The organism is Sphingomonas sp. dw_22 (assembly GCF_018449795.1).
Classification (GTDB): domain Bacteria; phylum Pseudomonadota; class Alphaproteobacteria; order Sphingomonadales; family Sphingomonadaceae; genus Sphingomonas.
This window is the reverse complement of the sequence record NZ_JAAVVE010000035.1, coordinates 15,113-28,594: the sequence shown is the minus strand read 5'-3', so window position 1 is coordinate 28,594 and position 13,482 is coordinate 15,113. Positions and strand designations below refer to the sequence as shown.

The following is a 13,482-nucleotide window of genomic DNA, read 5'->3' as shown; positions in this document are numbered from 1 at the left end:
GAAAACGGGCGTCGCGACCATCGTCGCGGCGCCCGTTTTCGCATGACCGCACCGGGCAAGCCGCTTCCCGCATGCTCCAACGATCTTGCAGGTTCGAACCGATCGGTCCGCCGCCGCTCTATAATGAAACCGATATGAATGCGCCCCCCGCCTCCCCTCGCCGTACCCGCATCCGCGGCGTCTGGCTCCAGGCATCGCTTGCGATCGCCGCGGGCACGCTCGGCCTCGTCCCACCCGGCGAAGGCGCGATGCTGATCGCGCCGATCGGTCCGCGCGCCGATGCCGAGAGCATGCGCTGGGCGACCCAGGCCGATGCCAGGCTGATCGGGCGCGGCCCCTATGCCGGCGCCTATTTCGTGTGGGGCGAACGCGCCCGGCTGGCCCTGCCCGCCCTGCGCCACGGCTCCCTTCTGTTCTCCGCCGCCTTTTTCGGCTGCGGCACGACCCCGGAGAAAACGACATGACTCCCTTGACCCTCGAGCGCATCCGCACGCTCGGAATGCGCGCGCTGTGCGCCTGGTCGGCATTGCTCGGCCTGTCCTGCCTGGTGGGCGCGTTCGTGACCGGCGCCTCGGGCCATTATGGCGCCGCGCTGCTCGCAATCGCGCTGATCGTCTATCCCTGCATGCTCGTCTCGCGCGGCAGTATCGATAGCGCCGCGCGCATCGCGATGGCGATCACCGCCACCGCGCAGCCCGTGCTGATGCTCTACGTCTTCGCCGGCCAGGCCTGGCAGACCGACCTGCACATGATCTTCTTCGCCGGGCTGGCGATGTCGGTGCTGCTGTGCGACTGGCGCGCGATCGCCGCCGCTGCCGCGGTGGTCGCGGTGCATCATCTCGCCTTCGGCATGCTCGTGCCGGCATGGGTGTTCGAAGGCGACGCCTCGTTCGGCCGCATCCTGTTCCACGCCGTGATCCTGGTCGCCGAGGCTGCGACGCTGATGTGGCTCACGCATCGCATCGTCCTGCTGCTCGACACGATCGTCGCCACCGAGCGCGAGCGGCACGAGGTCGAGCGCGCCGCCAGCGCCGATCGCGCGCGGCAATCGGAGGAGCTGGGCGTGGTGGTCGGCGCGCTGGGCGAAAGCCTCAAGAGCCTGGCGCAGGGCGATCTGAGCGCCGAGATCACCCACGAATTTCCGCCCGCCTATGCTGAGGTCCGTGCCCATTTCAACGAGGCGACGACCAGCCTGCGCGGCCTGATCGGATCGGTGATCGAAAGTGCCACCGCGATCCAGACCGGCTCGGGCGAGATCGCTCAGGCTTCGGAAGACCTCGCGCGCCGCACCGAAGGCAATGCCGCCAGCCTGGAGGAGACCTCCGCCGCGATCACCCAGATCGATCAACGGCTCAAGGTGAGCGCCACCGCCGCATCGCAGACGGTCGAGCGCGCCGACGGCGCCATCGCCACCGTCTCGGGCGGCCGCTCGATCGCCGATGAGGCCGTGCAGGCAATGGGCCGGGTGAGCGAGAGCGCCAAGGGCATCGACAGCGTGATCGAGGGCCTCGACAAGATCGCCTTTCAGACCCGCGTCCTCGCGATGAACGCGGCGGTGGAAGCAGGCCGTGCCGGCGAGGCAGGCCGCGGCTTCGCGGTCGTGGCGGATCTGGTCTCGGCGCTTGCGATGCGTGCCGAGGAGGAAGCCGGCCGCGCCCGCGACCAGCTCACCGCCACCCAGACCGACATCGTCGCCGCCGTGCAGATGGTGGAGAAAGTCGACGGCGCGCTCGCCAATATCTCCGGCGATGTCGGGGAAGTCCACAGCCTGCTCGGCCAGATGGCCGCCGATAACCAGGCGCAATCGACCGCAATCAGCCAGATCAGCGTCGCGATCGGCACGATGGATCACGCCACCCAGCAGAATGCCGCGATGGTCGAGCAGACCTCCGCCGCCGCGCGCAACCTCAGCTCGGAAGTGACTTCGCTCGCCGATCAGGCCGCCCGATTCAAGATCGGCAACGAGCAGCGCAAGCCTGCCCCGCGCCAGGCACCCCGTCAGACGAAGCCGAACGCCTATGTCTCACCGGTAAAGGCGCTGCCGGCGGCCGCGATGGCGACCGGAGGCGATGCGGGGGACTGGACGTCGTTCTGATGCTCATCCCCTTCACCCAGGAATGAAGAGGGCGCCGCGGGACAACCGCGGCGCTCTCTTTTCCATTTGGATGGGAAGCAGGTTGGTAGAGGGGGAGTGCCGCAGGAGATTGCGATGTAGTGATCCCGGAGAGGTACGAGAAAGGGCGCCGCGATCGTCTCGCGGCGCCCTTTCTGTGTTGTCGGAATATCGGATCAGGCGGCGAGGCGTTCGGCGCGCAGCCCATCCATGATCGTGCGATTGAGCGAGATCAGCTCGGAGAGCGATTCGCGCCCCGCGATCACGTCGCTGGTGAAGCGATCGACCCATAGGCCGAGCGAAATGATCTGCGCGCGCAGCGGCATGGGCAGTCCGTTGCCCCTGGCGCCGCAATCGGTGACGAAGGCCGACCACATCTGCCGGTTGCGATAGAGCGCGGGCATCAGCATCGCGCCCTTCAGGCCGGCATCCTGGGCCGCAATCATCTCGCCGGTGATTTCGCTCATCAGGCGAAGCTCGGCCGCGCGGGGAGTCTCGGCCCGGCTGCGGGCCGCTTGATAGGCGGTGAGAGTCATTCGGGCTCCTTTTCTGCTTCTCCATTCTAGGACGATTTCGCCGCGAGCGGCCGCGAGCATCCTATAAGATTCGTGCGCCCACCGATGCGGCGCAGGTTCCAGGGAAACCGCATTGGCCGACACGATCCTTCCGCACGCCCTGCCGACCGCGCTCGATGGCCGCGGCCCGCTGAAGCTGCTCTCGCTCGATTGCTTCGACACCTTGCTGTGGCGCGACACCCATGCGCCGCGCGACCTGTTCGGCGCGCTGCCCGGCATCACCGTGCCGCAGCGCCAATGGGCCGAGCAGCGCGCGCGGACGGCCGCCGCGGTCCGCCGCCGGCAGACCGAAGTGAGCATCGCCGAAATCTATGCCGAGCTGCTGCCCAACGGCACCGAGGCAGAACGCGCCGCCGCCGTGCGGAACGAGATCGACGCCGAGGCCGCTCATTGCTTCGCCTTCCGCCCCACCGTCGCGCTGATGCGCGAGGCGCATCGCCGCGGCATGGGCGTCATCATCGTCAGCGACACCTATCTCGATGCCGACCAGCTTCGCGGCCTGATCGCGGCCTCGGCGGGCGAGGACGTCGCCGCGCTGATCGATCGCCTGTTCTGCTCGTCGGTCTATGGCCGCTCCAAAAGCGACGGCCTCTACGAACTCGTGCTCAAGGAACTGGGTGTCGCCCCGCACGACATCCTACACATCGGCGACAACAAGGCCGCCGATGTCGGCGGCGTCGCGCCGCTCGGCGTGCAGACGCTGCACCTGAAGCAGTTCGACGAGACCACCGAGCAGCGCCTGCGCCTCGAAGCCGCGGTGAGCGCGATGCTCGATCCGGCCCCCGTGCAGGTCGCGACGACGCACCAGCCGCACCGCGCCACGCTTTCCGCGATCGAGCCGTCGATCGCCGATCCGGCCGAGCGGTTCGGCTTCTCCACTCTCGGTCCGGTGCTGGGCGGCTTCGAGCGCTGGCTGACGGCCGAAGCCGAAGCCCTCCGCGCCGAGCGCGGCGGCCAGGTCCATTATCTCTTCCTGATGCGCGACGGGCACATGCCGATGCTGGTGCACCAGGCGAGCGGCGCGAACGCATCGGCCCATGCGATCGAGATCAGCCGCTTCACCGCCACCGCCGCATCGCTCACCAGCAAGGAAGCGATCGAGCGCTATATCGAGCTGGAGATCGGCGGCGACTTGCGCGCGCTCGCCAACCAGTTGCTCCTGCCCAAGCCCGAGGTCGCGCAACTGATGAAAGGGCTGCCCGCCGCGACCGGCAGGGGCGCGGCTTTCCTGCGCGAGATCCGGAACCCGGCACGGATGCGGCGGATCATCAAGAGCGGCGAAGGCTTTGCCGAGCGGATGATCGCCCATGTCCGCGCCAGCGTGAACCCGGCGCCGGGCGACACGCTGATGCTGGTCGATCTCGGCTATAACGGTTCGGTCCAGAACGATATCGACGGGCTGCTTTCCAAGGCGTTCGGCGTCCATGTCGCCGGCCGCTACCTGCTGCTGCGCGAACAGGCCCTCACCGGCCTCGACAAGCGCGGCCTGCTGGGGGCCGAGCATTACGACGCCTACACGCTGGAATCGCTGTGCAGCAATGTCGCGGTGGTCGAGCAGCTCTGCACCGCGGCGCAGGGATCGGTGGTCGATTACAAGCGCGACGGCACGCCGATCCGCAAGGGCAACAGCATCAAATCGCGCCAGAGCGCGATCCGCGACCGGGTCCAGGCGGGCTGCCTCCGTTTCATCCGCGAAGAGCGCGAGCTATTCGTCCGCCACGCCGTGCCCGACGAGGCGACCTTGTGGCGCCGCGGCGCGGCGGCGGTGCTCGGCCGGCTGATGTTCCTGCCGATGCCGCAGGAGCTGGCGGTGCTCGCCGAGTTCGAGCACGACGTGAACCTGGGCGTCGACGATACGGTCGCGCTGTTCGATCCCGCCATTGCCCAGCGCGGCCTGCGCCAGCGCGGCCTGTTCTACATGAAGGGTTCCGAGCGGATGTATCTGCCGGCGGAGCTCCATGGCGAGGGGCTGTCGCTCAAGCTGGCGCTGCTCGCGAGCCGGCGCTTCGGGCTCACGCTCAAATATGCCGATTTCATCGACCGGACGATCTCGCTGCCGGTCATCATAGCCGACGGCCGCAATGTCTCGACCGGCCATGTCACCGCGACGCCGACGCATGACGGCTATTATCTCGCCCCGATCCCGGTCGGCGATTGCCGCTTCTCGATCGGGATCCAGTTCGGCCAGCTCTATGACTGGCTGCAGGTGGACAGCGCCGTGTTCATGCCGGTCAAGGACTTCCTGGCCGAAAAGCAGCGCCCCGGCCGCAACGAGATCGAGGCGCTGCCCTCGCTCGAAGGCATGGAGCAGACCGCGCCTCATCTCTTCCGCTGCGCCGACGAGGCCGCCTTCATGATGGTGCCGCCGCCGCAGCGCCAGAACGACCAGCCGATGATGCTGGCCGTCGTGTTCCGCCCGATCGCCGCGCGCGAGCCGGTCCAGGCGCCGGCCGCCGCCCAACTCACCGATTCCATGGGAGCCCGACAGTGACCAACCTGCTTATCCATTCGATGACCGAATTCTCGGACATCATCCTCGGCAGCCTCCACGCCGCCGGCGTTCGCCATATCGCCGAGGTTGGCGCCGAATTCGGCGGCACCTCGCAACAGCTCGCCGCCTATGCGGAGGTGACCGGCGGAACCCTGACCAGCATCGATCCCGCGCCGAAGCGCGAGTTCATCGACTGGGTCGCCGCCACGCCTGCCGTACGCCACGTCGCAGCCCCCAGCCTGGAGGCCATGCCCGGCCTGCGCGACATCGATGCCTGGGTGATCGACGGCGATCACAATTACTACACCGTATTCAACGAGCTGCGCATCGCCGACGAGCTTTCGAAGCGCGACGGCAAGCCGCTGCTCGCCTTCATGCACGATGTGAGCTGGCCCTGCGGCCGCCGCGACTTCTATTATGCGCCCGATCGCATCCCCGCGGAATGGCGCCACCCGCACAGCTTCGAGGCGGGCGTCACGATCGGCAACAGGGGCACCCTGCCCGGCCGCGGCTTCCGCGGCGCGGGCCAGTTCGCGGTGGCGCTGCATGAAGGCGGCCCGCGCAACGGCGTGCTGACCGCGATCGAGGACTTCATCAACGGCGCACGCAGCGAGGAACGGCCGCTGGCCTTTGCGAACGTGCCCGCGGTGTTCGGCCTGGGCGTGCTGTTCGACGCATCCGCTCCCTGGGCAGGCAAGGTCGCGAACATCGTCGAGCCCTTCCACAACAATGCGCTGGTCGCCACGCTCGAGCTCAACCGCCTGCGCAACTATCTGGCGGTGATCGAGTGGCAGGATCGGCACGCGGCCTGACCAAAATGCGGCTTCGCTCCGCCGGGAGCCGCGAAACCCTCCTATAATTCTGGGAAACACCAGAGAAAGACTGCGGTATCGCCATGCTGAACGGCGTCGGTTTCATCCTCGTTCTCGTCTGCGTCTTTGGCAGCTTCATCATCTCGGGCGGCAAGCTGGAGATCATCCTGCATGCCCTGCCGCACGAGCTGCTGGCCATCCTGGGCGCGGCGATCGGCGCGTTCCTGGTCTCCAATTCCTTCGCGACGATCAAGAAGGCGGGCGCCGGCATCGCGCGCGCCTTCAAGGGCGGCCGCTGGAAGGCGAGCGACTATCAGGATCTGCTGACCATGCTCTACGGCGTGCTCAGCACGTTCAAAAAGAGCGGCGCCACCGCGCTCGAGCCGCATCTCGACCGGCCGGAGGAGAGCGATCTCTTCAAGCCCTATCCCCGGCTGCTGGCGGATCGGAACCTGATCGAATTCCTGTGCGACTATCTGCGCATGATGACGGTCAATTTCGAGGATCCCCACCAGCTCGAAACCGCGATGGAAGCGGATATCGAACGCTACCAGCATGAAGAGGACGGCCCGCAGCACGCGCTTCAGATCATGGCCGACGGCCTGCCCGCGATCGGCATCGTCGCCGCGGTGCTGGGCGTCATCAAGACCATGGGCTCGATCGACCAGCCGACCGAGATCCTGGGCGCGATGATCGGCGGCGCGCTGGTCGGCACCTTCCTGGGCGTGCTGCTCAGCTACTGCGTGGTCGGCCCGCTCGCCTCCAAGCTCCACGAGACGATCGAGGCGGACGCCAAGCCCTTCTCCATCGTGAAGACCGCGGTCGTCGCCTATGCGCAGCATGTGCCCGTCCAGGTCGCGATCGAGATCGCCCGCCGCATGACGCCCTCGGCCTATGCGCCGAGTTTCCAGCAACTTGAAGATGCACTCGACGAGGCGAAGAATGGACTCACCCCTGCAACTGCCTGATCCCGAGATCGGCGACGATCGTTCGCTGCGCCTTCCCGCGCACGGCACCACCGTCACCGCCGAGGATCTGCGCGTCCGCCTCGTGCTCGCCGCCGATCTCGATGACGAGATCGAAGTCGATGCCTCGCAGGTGGAGAGCGTGGGCCAGGCCGTGCTCCAGCTCCTCGTCGCCGCGCGCGCCGAGGCGGAGAGCACCGGCCAGGCATTTCGGATCGTCAATCCCAGCCCTGCCTTCACCGATCGCGTGAACCGCTGCCACCTGGCGGCCGCGATCGGCCTCGAAACCGGAGACGTCCTGTGACCAAGCTCATCCTCACCGTCGACGATTCGGCGAGCATGCGAATGCTCCTGAAGGCATCGCTGACCGCGCAGGGCTATCGCATCGAGAGCGCGAACGACGGCCAGCACGGCCTGGAGCGCATGCACGAGGTCAAGCCGGACCTGCTCATCACCGACATCAACATGCCCCGGATGGACGGCTTCGAGCTGATCGAGGCGGTGCGCGCCGAGACTGCCTTCAAGGGCACGCCGATCCTGGTGCTCTCCACCGAATTCTCCGACGAGAAGAAGGCCCGCGCCCGCGAGGCCGGCGCCACGGGGTGGATCACCAAGCCCTTCGAAGCCACCAAGCTGGGAGCGGCGATCCGCCGGGTGTGCCCATGAGCGACGATTTCGACGATATCCAGGCAATCTTCTTCGAAGAATGCACCGAGGGCCTGACGACCGCGGAAGAGGGCTTGTCGGCCATGCAGGCGGGCGACGTCTCGGCCGAGACGATCGCCGGCGTGTTCCGCGCGGTCCATTCGATCAAGGGCGGCGCAGGCGCGTTCGGCCATGCCGATCTGACAGCCTTCGCGCACAAGTTCGAGAATGTCCTGGACGAGGTGCGCGGCGGCAAGATCGTCCCCACCCCCGGCGTCATCAAGGTGATGCTGGGCGCGTTCGACGTGCTCGCCGATCATGTCGCCGCCGCCAAGGGTCAGGCCCCGCGCCCGGCCGACCAGGTCGTGCTGGACGCACTGGAGGCCGTGCTGGCCAACAAGGGCGTCGCCGATTCCGACGGTGCCGCTCCCGCCGCTCCGGTGGCGGTTGCGGAGACCCCGGCCCCCGCGCCGATGGCCGTCGAGGACGAGGACGAGTTCGGCTTCAAGCCCGTGCTCGTCTCGCTCGACGATTTCGACGCGCCGGCGGAAACCGCCGCGCCGGCCGAAACTGCCGGTGGCTGGACGATCCGCTTCAAGCCCTCGCGCGCCGCGCTGGCCAATGCCGGCGAGCCGCTGCTCATCATCCGCGAGCTCGAAGGCCTGGGCGCCACGATCGAATCCATCGACATCTCGGGCGTGCCGCCGCTGCGCGATCTCGATCCCGAGGATGCCTATCTCACCTGGGTATTGAACATGCCGGGCGAGGTCTCCGAAGGCGACATCGCCGATTGCTTCGATTTCGTCGCGCCGGATTCGGTCGTGGAGATCACGCGCATCGAGACGCCGGCCATCGAGGCCGAGCCGGAATTCGTGCCCGTGACGGCGACGATCGAGGAGGATATCCCGTTCGAGCCGGTCACCGTCATGCTGGAGGATCTTGCCACCGACATGCCGGAGGTCGCGGCTGCGATCGCCGCCATCGCAGCCCCGGCCCCTGCCCCCGCCGAACCGGCCGCGCCCGCGCCCAAGCCGATGAACGAGGCCGCGCAGACGATCCGCGTCGATCTCGGCAAGCTCGATCTGCTGCTCAACCTGGTCGGCGAGCTCGTCATCCGCAACTCGATCCTGGCCGATCGCCTCTCGCCGGCCGATCGCACCCGCGTCGAGCTGCCCGAGCTGGCCCGCCTCACCCGGCAGATCCAGGACAACGTCATGTCGCTGCGCGCGCAGCCGATCCGCCAGGCGTTCAGCCGGGTGCCGCGCATGCTGCGCGATCTCTCGGCCGAGACCGGCAAGACGATCAACCTGGAAACCCATGGCGAGACCACCGAAGTCGACAAGGGCGTGATCGAGAAGATCGGCGATCCGCTGACCCATATGATCCGCAACGCCGCCGATCACGGCCTGGAAAGCGCCGAGGAGCGGATCGCGGCGGGCAAGGATCCCGCCGGCACGATCCGCCTCTCCGCCGAGCAGAAGGGCGCGCGGATCTTCGTCCGCGTCTCCGACGACGGCCGCGGCATCAACCGCGAGCGCGTCCGCGCCAAGGCGATCGAGAAGGGCATCATCCCCGCCGACGCGCACCTCACCAACGAAGAGATCGACCAGCTCATCTGCGCGCCGGGCTTCTCCACCGCGGAGAAGATCTCGAACATCTCGGGCCGCGGCGTCGGCATGGACGTGGTGCGCGCGAACGTCGAGGCGCTGGGCGGCCGCGTCGAGATCCACTCGGTCCCCGGCGAAGGAACGACCTTCACGATGATCCTGCCGCTTACCCTTGCCATCCTCGACGGGATGATCGTCCGCCTCGCCGGCCAGCGCTTCGTGTTGCCGCTCAGCCATGTGCTGGAGACGGTCCAGCCCGAGCCCGGCCAGGTCAAGCGCACCTCGCCCGATACCGAGGTGATCGACATGCGCGGCCAATATGTGCCGGTGAAGCGCGCGACCGAGATCTTCGGCCTCAACGACGATCGCCCCATCGAGGATTCGCTGGTGGTCATCGTCGAGAGCGAGACCGCGGGCAATGTCGGCCTGGTCGTCGATACGATCGACGACCGCCGCGAAGTGGTCATCAAGAGCCTCGACCAGAATCTGCATCCGATCCGCGGGCTGGGCGGCGCCACCATCCTGGGCGACGGCTCGATCGCCCTCATCCTCGATATCGAGGCGCTGGTCGCCTTGCCCTCCCGCTACACCCCCAAAGGACTCGCAGCATGAGCACCGCCACCACCGATACCGCTTCGGACCGCAAGATCGTCACCTTCTCGCTGGGCAAGCAGATTTTCGGGATCGACATGCGCGCGCTCATCGAGATCCGCGAATGGGACGAGCCGACCCCGCTCCCCAACGTGCCGAGCTTCGTCAAGGGCGTGACCAATCTGCGCGGCAACGTGATCCCCGTCGTCGGCCTGGCCGAGCGGCTGGGCTGGGAGCCGAGCGTGCTGCATTCGCGCTCGTGCATCCTGGTGGTCAATATCGCCGGCAAGCAGGCGGGCTTCCTGGTCGATGAGGTCAACGACATCGTCGGCATCGGCGAGGCCGAGATCCAGCCCGCGCCCGAAGTCGAGACGATCGAAGAGACCATGATCGCCGGCCTGGTGCGCATCCCGACGCGCGCCAAGGACGGCACGCGCGACGACAAGGGCGTGATGGTGCTGCTGCTCGATCTCGACGCGCTGAGCCTCACCAAGCATCTGGATATCGCGGCGTGAGCCCCGCCGGGGGCGCCGCGGCGCTCGCCGGCGGCGCGACGACGGCAATGACGGCGCACAATGCGGAGCTCACGCCCCGCGATTTCGCCGCCATCGCCCAGATCATGCACGAGGATGCGCGCATCGCGCTGAGCGAAGCCAAGACCACCTTGGTCCAATCGCGCCTCGCGCGCCGGCTGCGCGAGCATGGCCTGGTCCGGTTCAGCGACTATGTCGCGCTGGTGCACAGCGACGCCGAGGAGCGCAGCGCGATGGTGGTGGCGCTCACCACCAACCACACGCATTTCTTCCGCGAGCCGCATCATTTCGATCATTTCCGCATGACCGTGCTGCCCGCGCTCCAGCGCAAACAAGGCCCGGTCCGGATCTGGTCGGCGGGCTGCTCGTCCGGCGAGGAAGTCTATACGATCGCGATGTGCCTGCTGGGTGCCGACCGGGCCTCGGCAAGCTGGCTGCGCCATGCCGACGTCCGCCTGCTGGCGACCGACATCGCGCCGCACGTCGTCGAATCGGTGCGCCGCGGCTTCTATGCCGAGGGCGCGGTGCAGGGCGTGCCCGAGCCCTATCGCAGCCTGTGGATGCGTCCCGCGCCCGGCGGCATGGTGATGGCGGACGAGGCGCGCGAACTGGTGACGGCGAAGGTGCTCAACCTGTTCGAGCCCTGGCCGCTCAAGGCCGCCTATGACGTGATCTTCTGCCGCAACGTGATGATCTATTTCGGCGATCCCGCGAAGGAGGAGCTGGAACAGCGCTTCGTCGACCAGCTCGCGCCGGGCAGCCATCTCTATATCGGCCATTCCGAGCGGCTGATCGGCCCCGCCGCGCAGCGCATGCAATCATGCGGGCACACCATCTACCAGAAACCGGAGAGTCACCGATGAAACCGGTCCGCACGCTCATCGTGGACGACAGCGCCTCGATGCGCGCGACGCTGAAGCGCATGCTCTCCGCCGATCCCGATATCGAAGTCGTCGGCATGGCGCCCGAGCCCTTCGCCGCGCGCGACATGATCAAGACGCTGAACCCCGACGTGCTGACGCTCGACGTCGAGATGCCGGGGATGGATGGCCTCTCCTTCCTCGAACGCATCATGCGCCTGCGCCCGATGCCGGTGGTGATGTGCTCGACGCTCACCGCGCGCGGCGCCGAGGTGACGATCGAGGCGCTGCGCCTCGGCGCGGTCGACTATGTCACCAAGCCCAGCGGCACGCCCGAGGACATCGAGCGCGACGCCGCGCTGCTGTGCGAAAAGGTGAAGACGGCAGCCCGCTCGATCGCCCGCGCGGGGCCGCAGCGCCTCCCCGACCAGCCCAGCGTCGCCGGCGGCGGCGCGGGCCGGCTGATCGCGATCGGATCGTCCACCGGCGGGGTCGAGGCGCTGTTCTCGATCCTGCCCTCCCTGCCCGCGGATTGCCCGCCGGTGCTGATCGTCCAGCACATGCCGGCCAGCTTCACGCGCAGCTTCGCGCAGCGACTTGATGGTGAATGCCGCGTTAAGGTTATCGAAGCGAGCGATGGAGCCCAGGTGACGCCGGGAACCGTCTATATTGCACCTGGGGGCGAGACGCACATGGAGCTGGCCGGGGGAGTCAATGGACGCATCCGGCTGCTCCGCGGCGATCCCGTGGGCGGGCATCGTCCCTCGGTCGACGTGCTGTTCCACTCGGTGGCGCAGCTCGGGTCCGCGGCGGTCGGGGCGATCCTGACCGGCATGGGCGCCGACGGCGCGCAGGGGCTGCTGGCGATGCGCCAGGCGGGCGCACGCACGCTGGGGCAGAGCCGCGACACCTGCGTCGTCTGGGGAATGCCGCGCGCGGCCGGAGAGCTGGGCGCGGTGGAAAAGGAAGTTGGGTTGGCGGCCATGCCGGAGGCGATCCTCAAGGCATGCCGCGAAACGAGTAAGGTTGGGAGCGTCTGATGCCTGCTGCTGCGCAGATCAAGGTGATGGTGGTCGACGACCAGACCAGCATGCGCGCGATGATCCGCCGCGCGTTGCAGGATCTGGGATTCAAAGACGTGCGCGACAAGCCGAGCGCGATCGAGGCGCTGGCCGCGGTCAAGGCGGATCGCGTCCACCTCATCATCTCCGACTACAACATGCCCGATATGGACGGCCTCCAGTTCCTGGAGGCGGTGCGCAATGACGCCGTCATCGGCAAGACCGTCTTCATCATGCTGACCGGCTCCGCCGACAAGGAGATCGTGCAGAAGGCGGCCGCGCTGGGCGTCAACAACTATGTCGTGAAACCCTTCGCGCCGGCCGCGCTGAAGGAGAAGATCGAACGAGTCTTCGGCGAGCTCACCTGATGCGCCGGATCTCCATCGTCCAGGGTGAAAATGCGGTGGTGTCCGAGCCCCATGTGATCGTCTCGACGCTGCTCGGCAGCTGCGTGGCGGCATGCCTCTACGATCCCGTCGCCAAGGTCGGCGGCATGAACCATTTCCTGCTTGGCGAGCCCGGCGCGGACCACCGCGTCGCGCCGGGCGACATGGCGCGCTACGGCGTCCATGCGATGGAGCTGCTCATCAACGGGATGATGGCCGTGGGCGCGGTGCGCTCGCGGCTCCAGGCGCATCTCTATGGCGGCGCCACGATCATCTCGGGCCTGGGCTCGATCGGCGCCTCCAACGCCGCCTTCGCGCGGCGCTTCATGGAGACCGAGGGCATCGCCATCGGCCATTGCGACCTGGGCGGCACGTCGGCGCGCAAGATCGAGTTCCTGCCGCACGAGGGCCGCAGCCGCTGCACCCGGGTCTCCGATCGCGTGTCCGAGGCCCCACCCGCGCCCATCACCCTGCCCGTCCATGTCGGCGAACTGGAGCTGTTCTGATGTCGTGCCTGCCCGTTTCCTCGCCCGATCAGGATACGCAGCCTTCGCCGGGCTATGATCCCTATTCGGGCGTGCTCCATGCCGTAATGGCGGGCGAGATCCGCGAGATGCGCGACAAGCTGGAGGCGCTGGCGGCGGTGCTGGTCAGCGACGAGCATTTCGCCGCCGCCTATCTCGAGCAGCTCCAGACCTTCGACTATCTGATCCAGCATGCCGACGAATGCGTGATCCTGCTCGAGCGGATCGCCGGCGGCGAGGATTCGCTGTCCGCGATCGGCCATGTCCGCCTGGGCGCGGTGCAGGATCGCCTGCGCAACGCCCTGCGAGGAGTTTGACG

General features: G+C 67.7%; 15 protein-coding genes. 14 read left to right on the top strand and 1 reads right to left on the bottom strand.

Going from position 1 to position 13,482, the window contains the following annotated elements; translation table 11 throughout:
- The first annotated feature begins 134 nt into the window (after positions 1–134).
- Entirely contained in the window at positions 135–464 is a 330-nt protein-coding gene (locus tag HB724_RS14805; protein WP_213981713.1) for a hypothetical protein, read from the top strand.
- On the top strand, positions 461–2,095 hold the full coding sequence (locus HB724_RS14800) for a methyl-accepting chemotaxis protein (protein WP_213981712.1): 1,635 nt from the start codon (positions 461–463) through the stop codon (positions 2,093–2,095). The genes HB724_RS14805 and HB724_RS14800 overlap by 4 nt, the downstream gene beginning before the upstream one ends.
- 194 nt (positions 2,096–2,289) lie before the next feature.
- Here HB724_RS14800 and flaF read toward each other — a convergent pair whose 3' ends face one another.
- On the bottom strand, positions 2,290–2,649 hold the full coding sequence (gene flaF / locus HB724_RS14795; protein ID WP_213981711.1) for a flagellar biosynthesis regulator FlaF: 360 nt from the start codon (positions 2,647–2,649) through the stop codon (positions 2,290–2,292).
- 112 nt (positions 2,650–2,761) lie between these two features.
- Between flaF and HB724_RS14790 the strand changes: the two genes are divergently transcribed.
- The 12 genes from HB724_RS14790 (at position 2,762) to HB724_RS14735 (ending at position 13,480) form a co-directional block, all read left to right on the top strand.
- Entirely contained in the window at positions 2,762–5,179 is a 2,418-nt protein-coding gene (locus tag HB724_RS14790) for an HAD family hydrolase (RefSeq protein WP_213981710.1), read from the top strand.
- Positions 5,176–5,991: a class I SAM-dependent methyltransferase gene (locus tag HB724_RS14785; protein ID WP_213981709.1), complete on the top strand. Its 816-nt coding sequence runs from the start codon at positions 5,176–5,178 to the stop codon at positions 5,989–5,991. Before HB724_RS14790 ends, HB724_RS14785 begins: the two co-directional genes overlap by 4 nt.
- An 83-nt stretch (positions 5,992–6,074) precedes the next feature.
- A complete protein-coding gene (gene motA / locus HB724_RS14780; RefSeq protein ID WP_213981708.1) occupies positions 6,075–6,959 on the top strand; it encodes a flagellar motor stator protein MotA in 885 nt (294 codons plus the stop codon).
- Positions 6,934–7,260, top strand: coding sequence for an STAS domain-containing protein (locus tag HB724_RS14775; protein ID WP_213981707.1), 327 nt, complete (start codon positions 6,934–6,936; stop codon positions 7,258–7,260). The genes motA and HB724_RS14775 overlap by 26 nt, the downstream gene beginning before the upstream one ends.
- Complete coding sequence (locus HB724_RS14770; RefSeq protein WP_213981706.1) at positions 7,257–7,622, top strand: response regulator; 366 nt, start codon at positions 7,257–7,259, stop codon at positions 7,620–7,622. Before HB724_RS14775 ends, HB724_RS14770 begins: the two co-directional genes overlap by 4 nt.
- Positions 7,619–9,820 carry a chemotaxis protein CheA gene (locus HB724_RS14765; protein WP_213981705.1) on the top strand — a complete coding sequence of 734 codons (2,202 nt, stop codon included), beginning with the start codon at positions 7,619–7,621 and terminating at the stop codon, positions 9,818–9,820. The genes HB724_RS14770 and HB724_RS14765 overlap by 4 nt, the downstream gene beginning before the upstream one ends.
- Positions 9,817–10,314: a chemotaxis protein CheW gene (locus HB724_RS14760; protein ID WP_213981704.1), complete on the top strand. Its 498-nt coding sequence runs from the start codon at positions 9,817–9,819 to the stop codon at positions 10,312–10,314. The genes HB724_RS14765 and HB724_RS14760 overlap by 4 nt, the downstream gene beginning before the upstream one ends.
- Positions 10,311–11,195, top strand: coding sequence for a protein-glutamate O-methyltransferase CheR (locus HB724_RS14755; protein WP_346344737.1), 885 nt, complete (start codon positions 10,311–10,313; stop codon positions 11,193–11,195). The genes HB724_RS14760 and HB724_RS14755 overlap by 4 nt, the downstream gene beginning before the upstream one ends.
- A complete protein-coding gene (locus HB724_RS14750) occupies positions 11,192–12,232 on the top strand; it encodes a chemotaxis response regulator protein-glutamate methylesterase (RefSeq protein WP_213981703.1) in 1,041 nt (346 codons plus the stop codon). The genes HB724_RS14755 and HB724_RS14750 overlap by 4 nt, the downstream gene beginning before the upstream one ends.
- The gene (locus HB724_RS14745; RefSeq protein ID WP_213981702.1) at positions 12,232–12,621 is read left to right on the top strand and encodes a response regulator; all 390 of its coding nucleotides are present in this window, start codon (positions 12,232–12,234) and stop codon (positions 12,619–12,621) included. The genes HB724_RS14750 and HB724_RS14745 overlap by 1 nt, the downstream gene beginning before the upstream one ends.
- Positions 12,621–13,145 carry a chemotaxis protein CheD gene (locus tag HB724_RS14740; protein WP_213981701.1) on the top strand — a complete coding sequence of 175 codons (525 nt, stop codon included), beginning with the start codon at positions 12,621–12,623 and terminating at the stop codon, positions 13,143–13,145. The genes HB724_RS14745 and HB724_RS14740 overlap by 1 nt, the downstream gene beginning before the upstream one ends.
- Positions 13,145–13,480, top strand: coding sequence for a hypothetical protein (locus tag HB724_RS14735; protein WP_213981700.1), 336 nt, complete (start codon positions 13,145–13,147; stop codon positions 13,478–13,480). The genes HB724_RS14740 and HB724_RS14735 overlap by 1 nt, the downstream gene beginning before the upstream one ends.
- Positions 13,481–13,482: the final 2 nt, after the last annotated feature.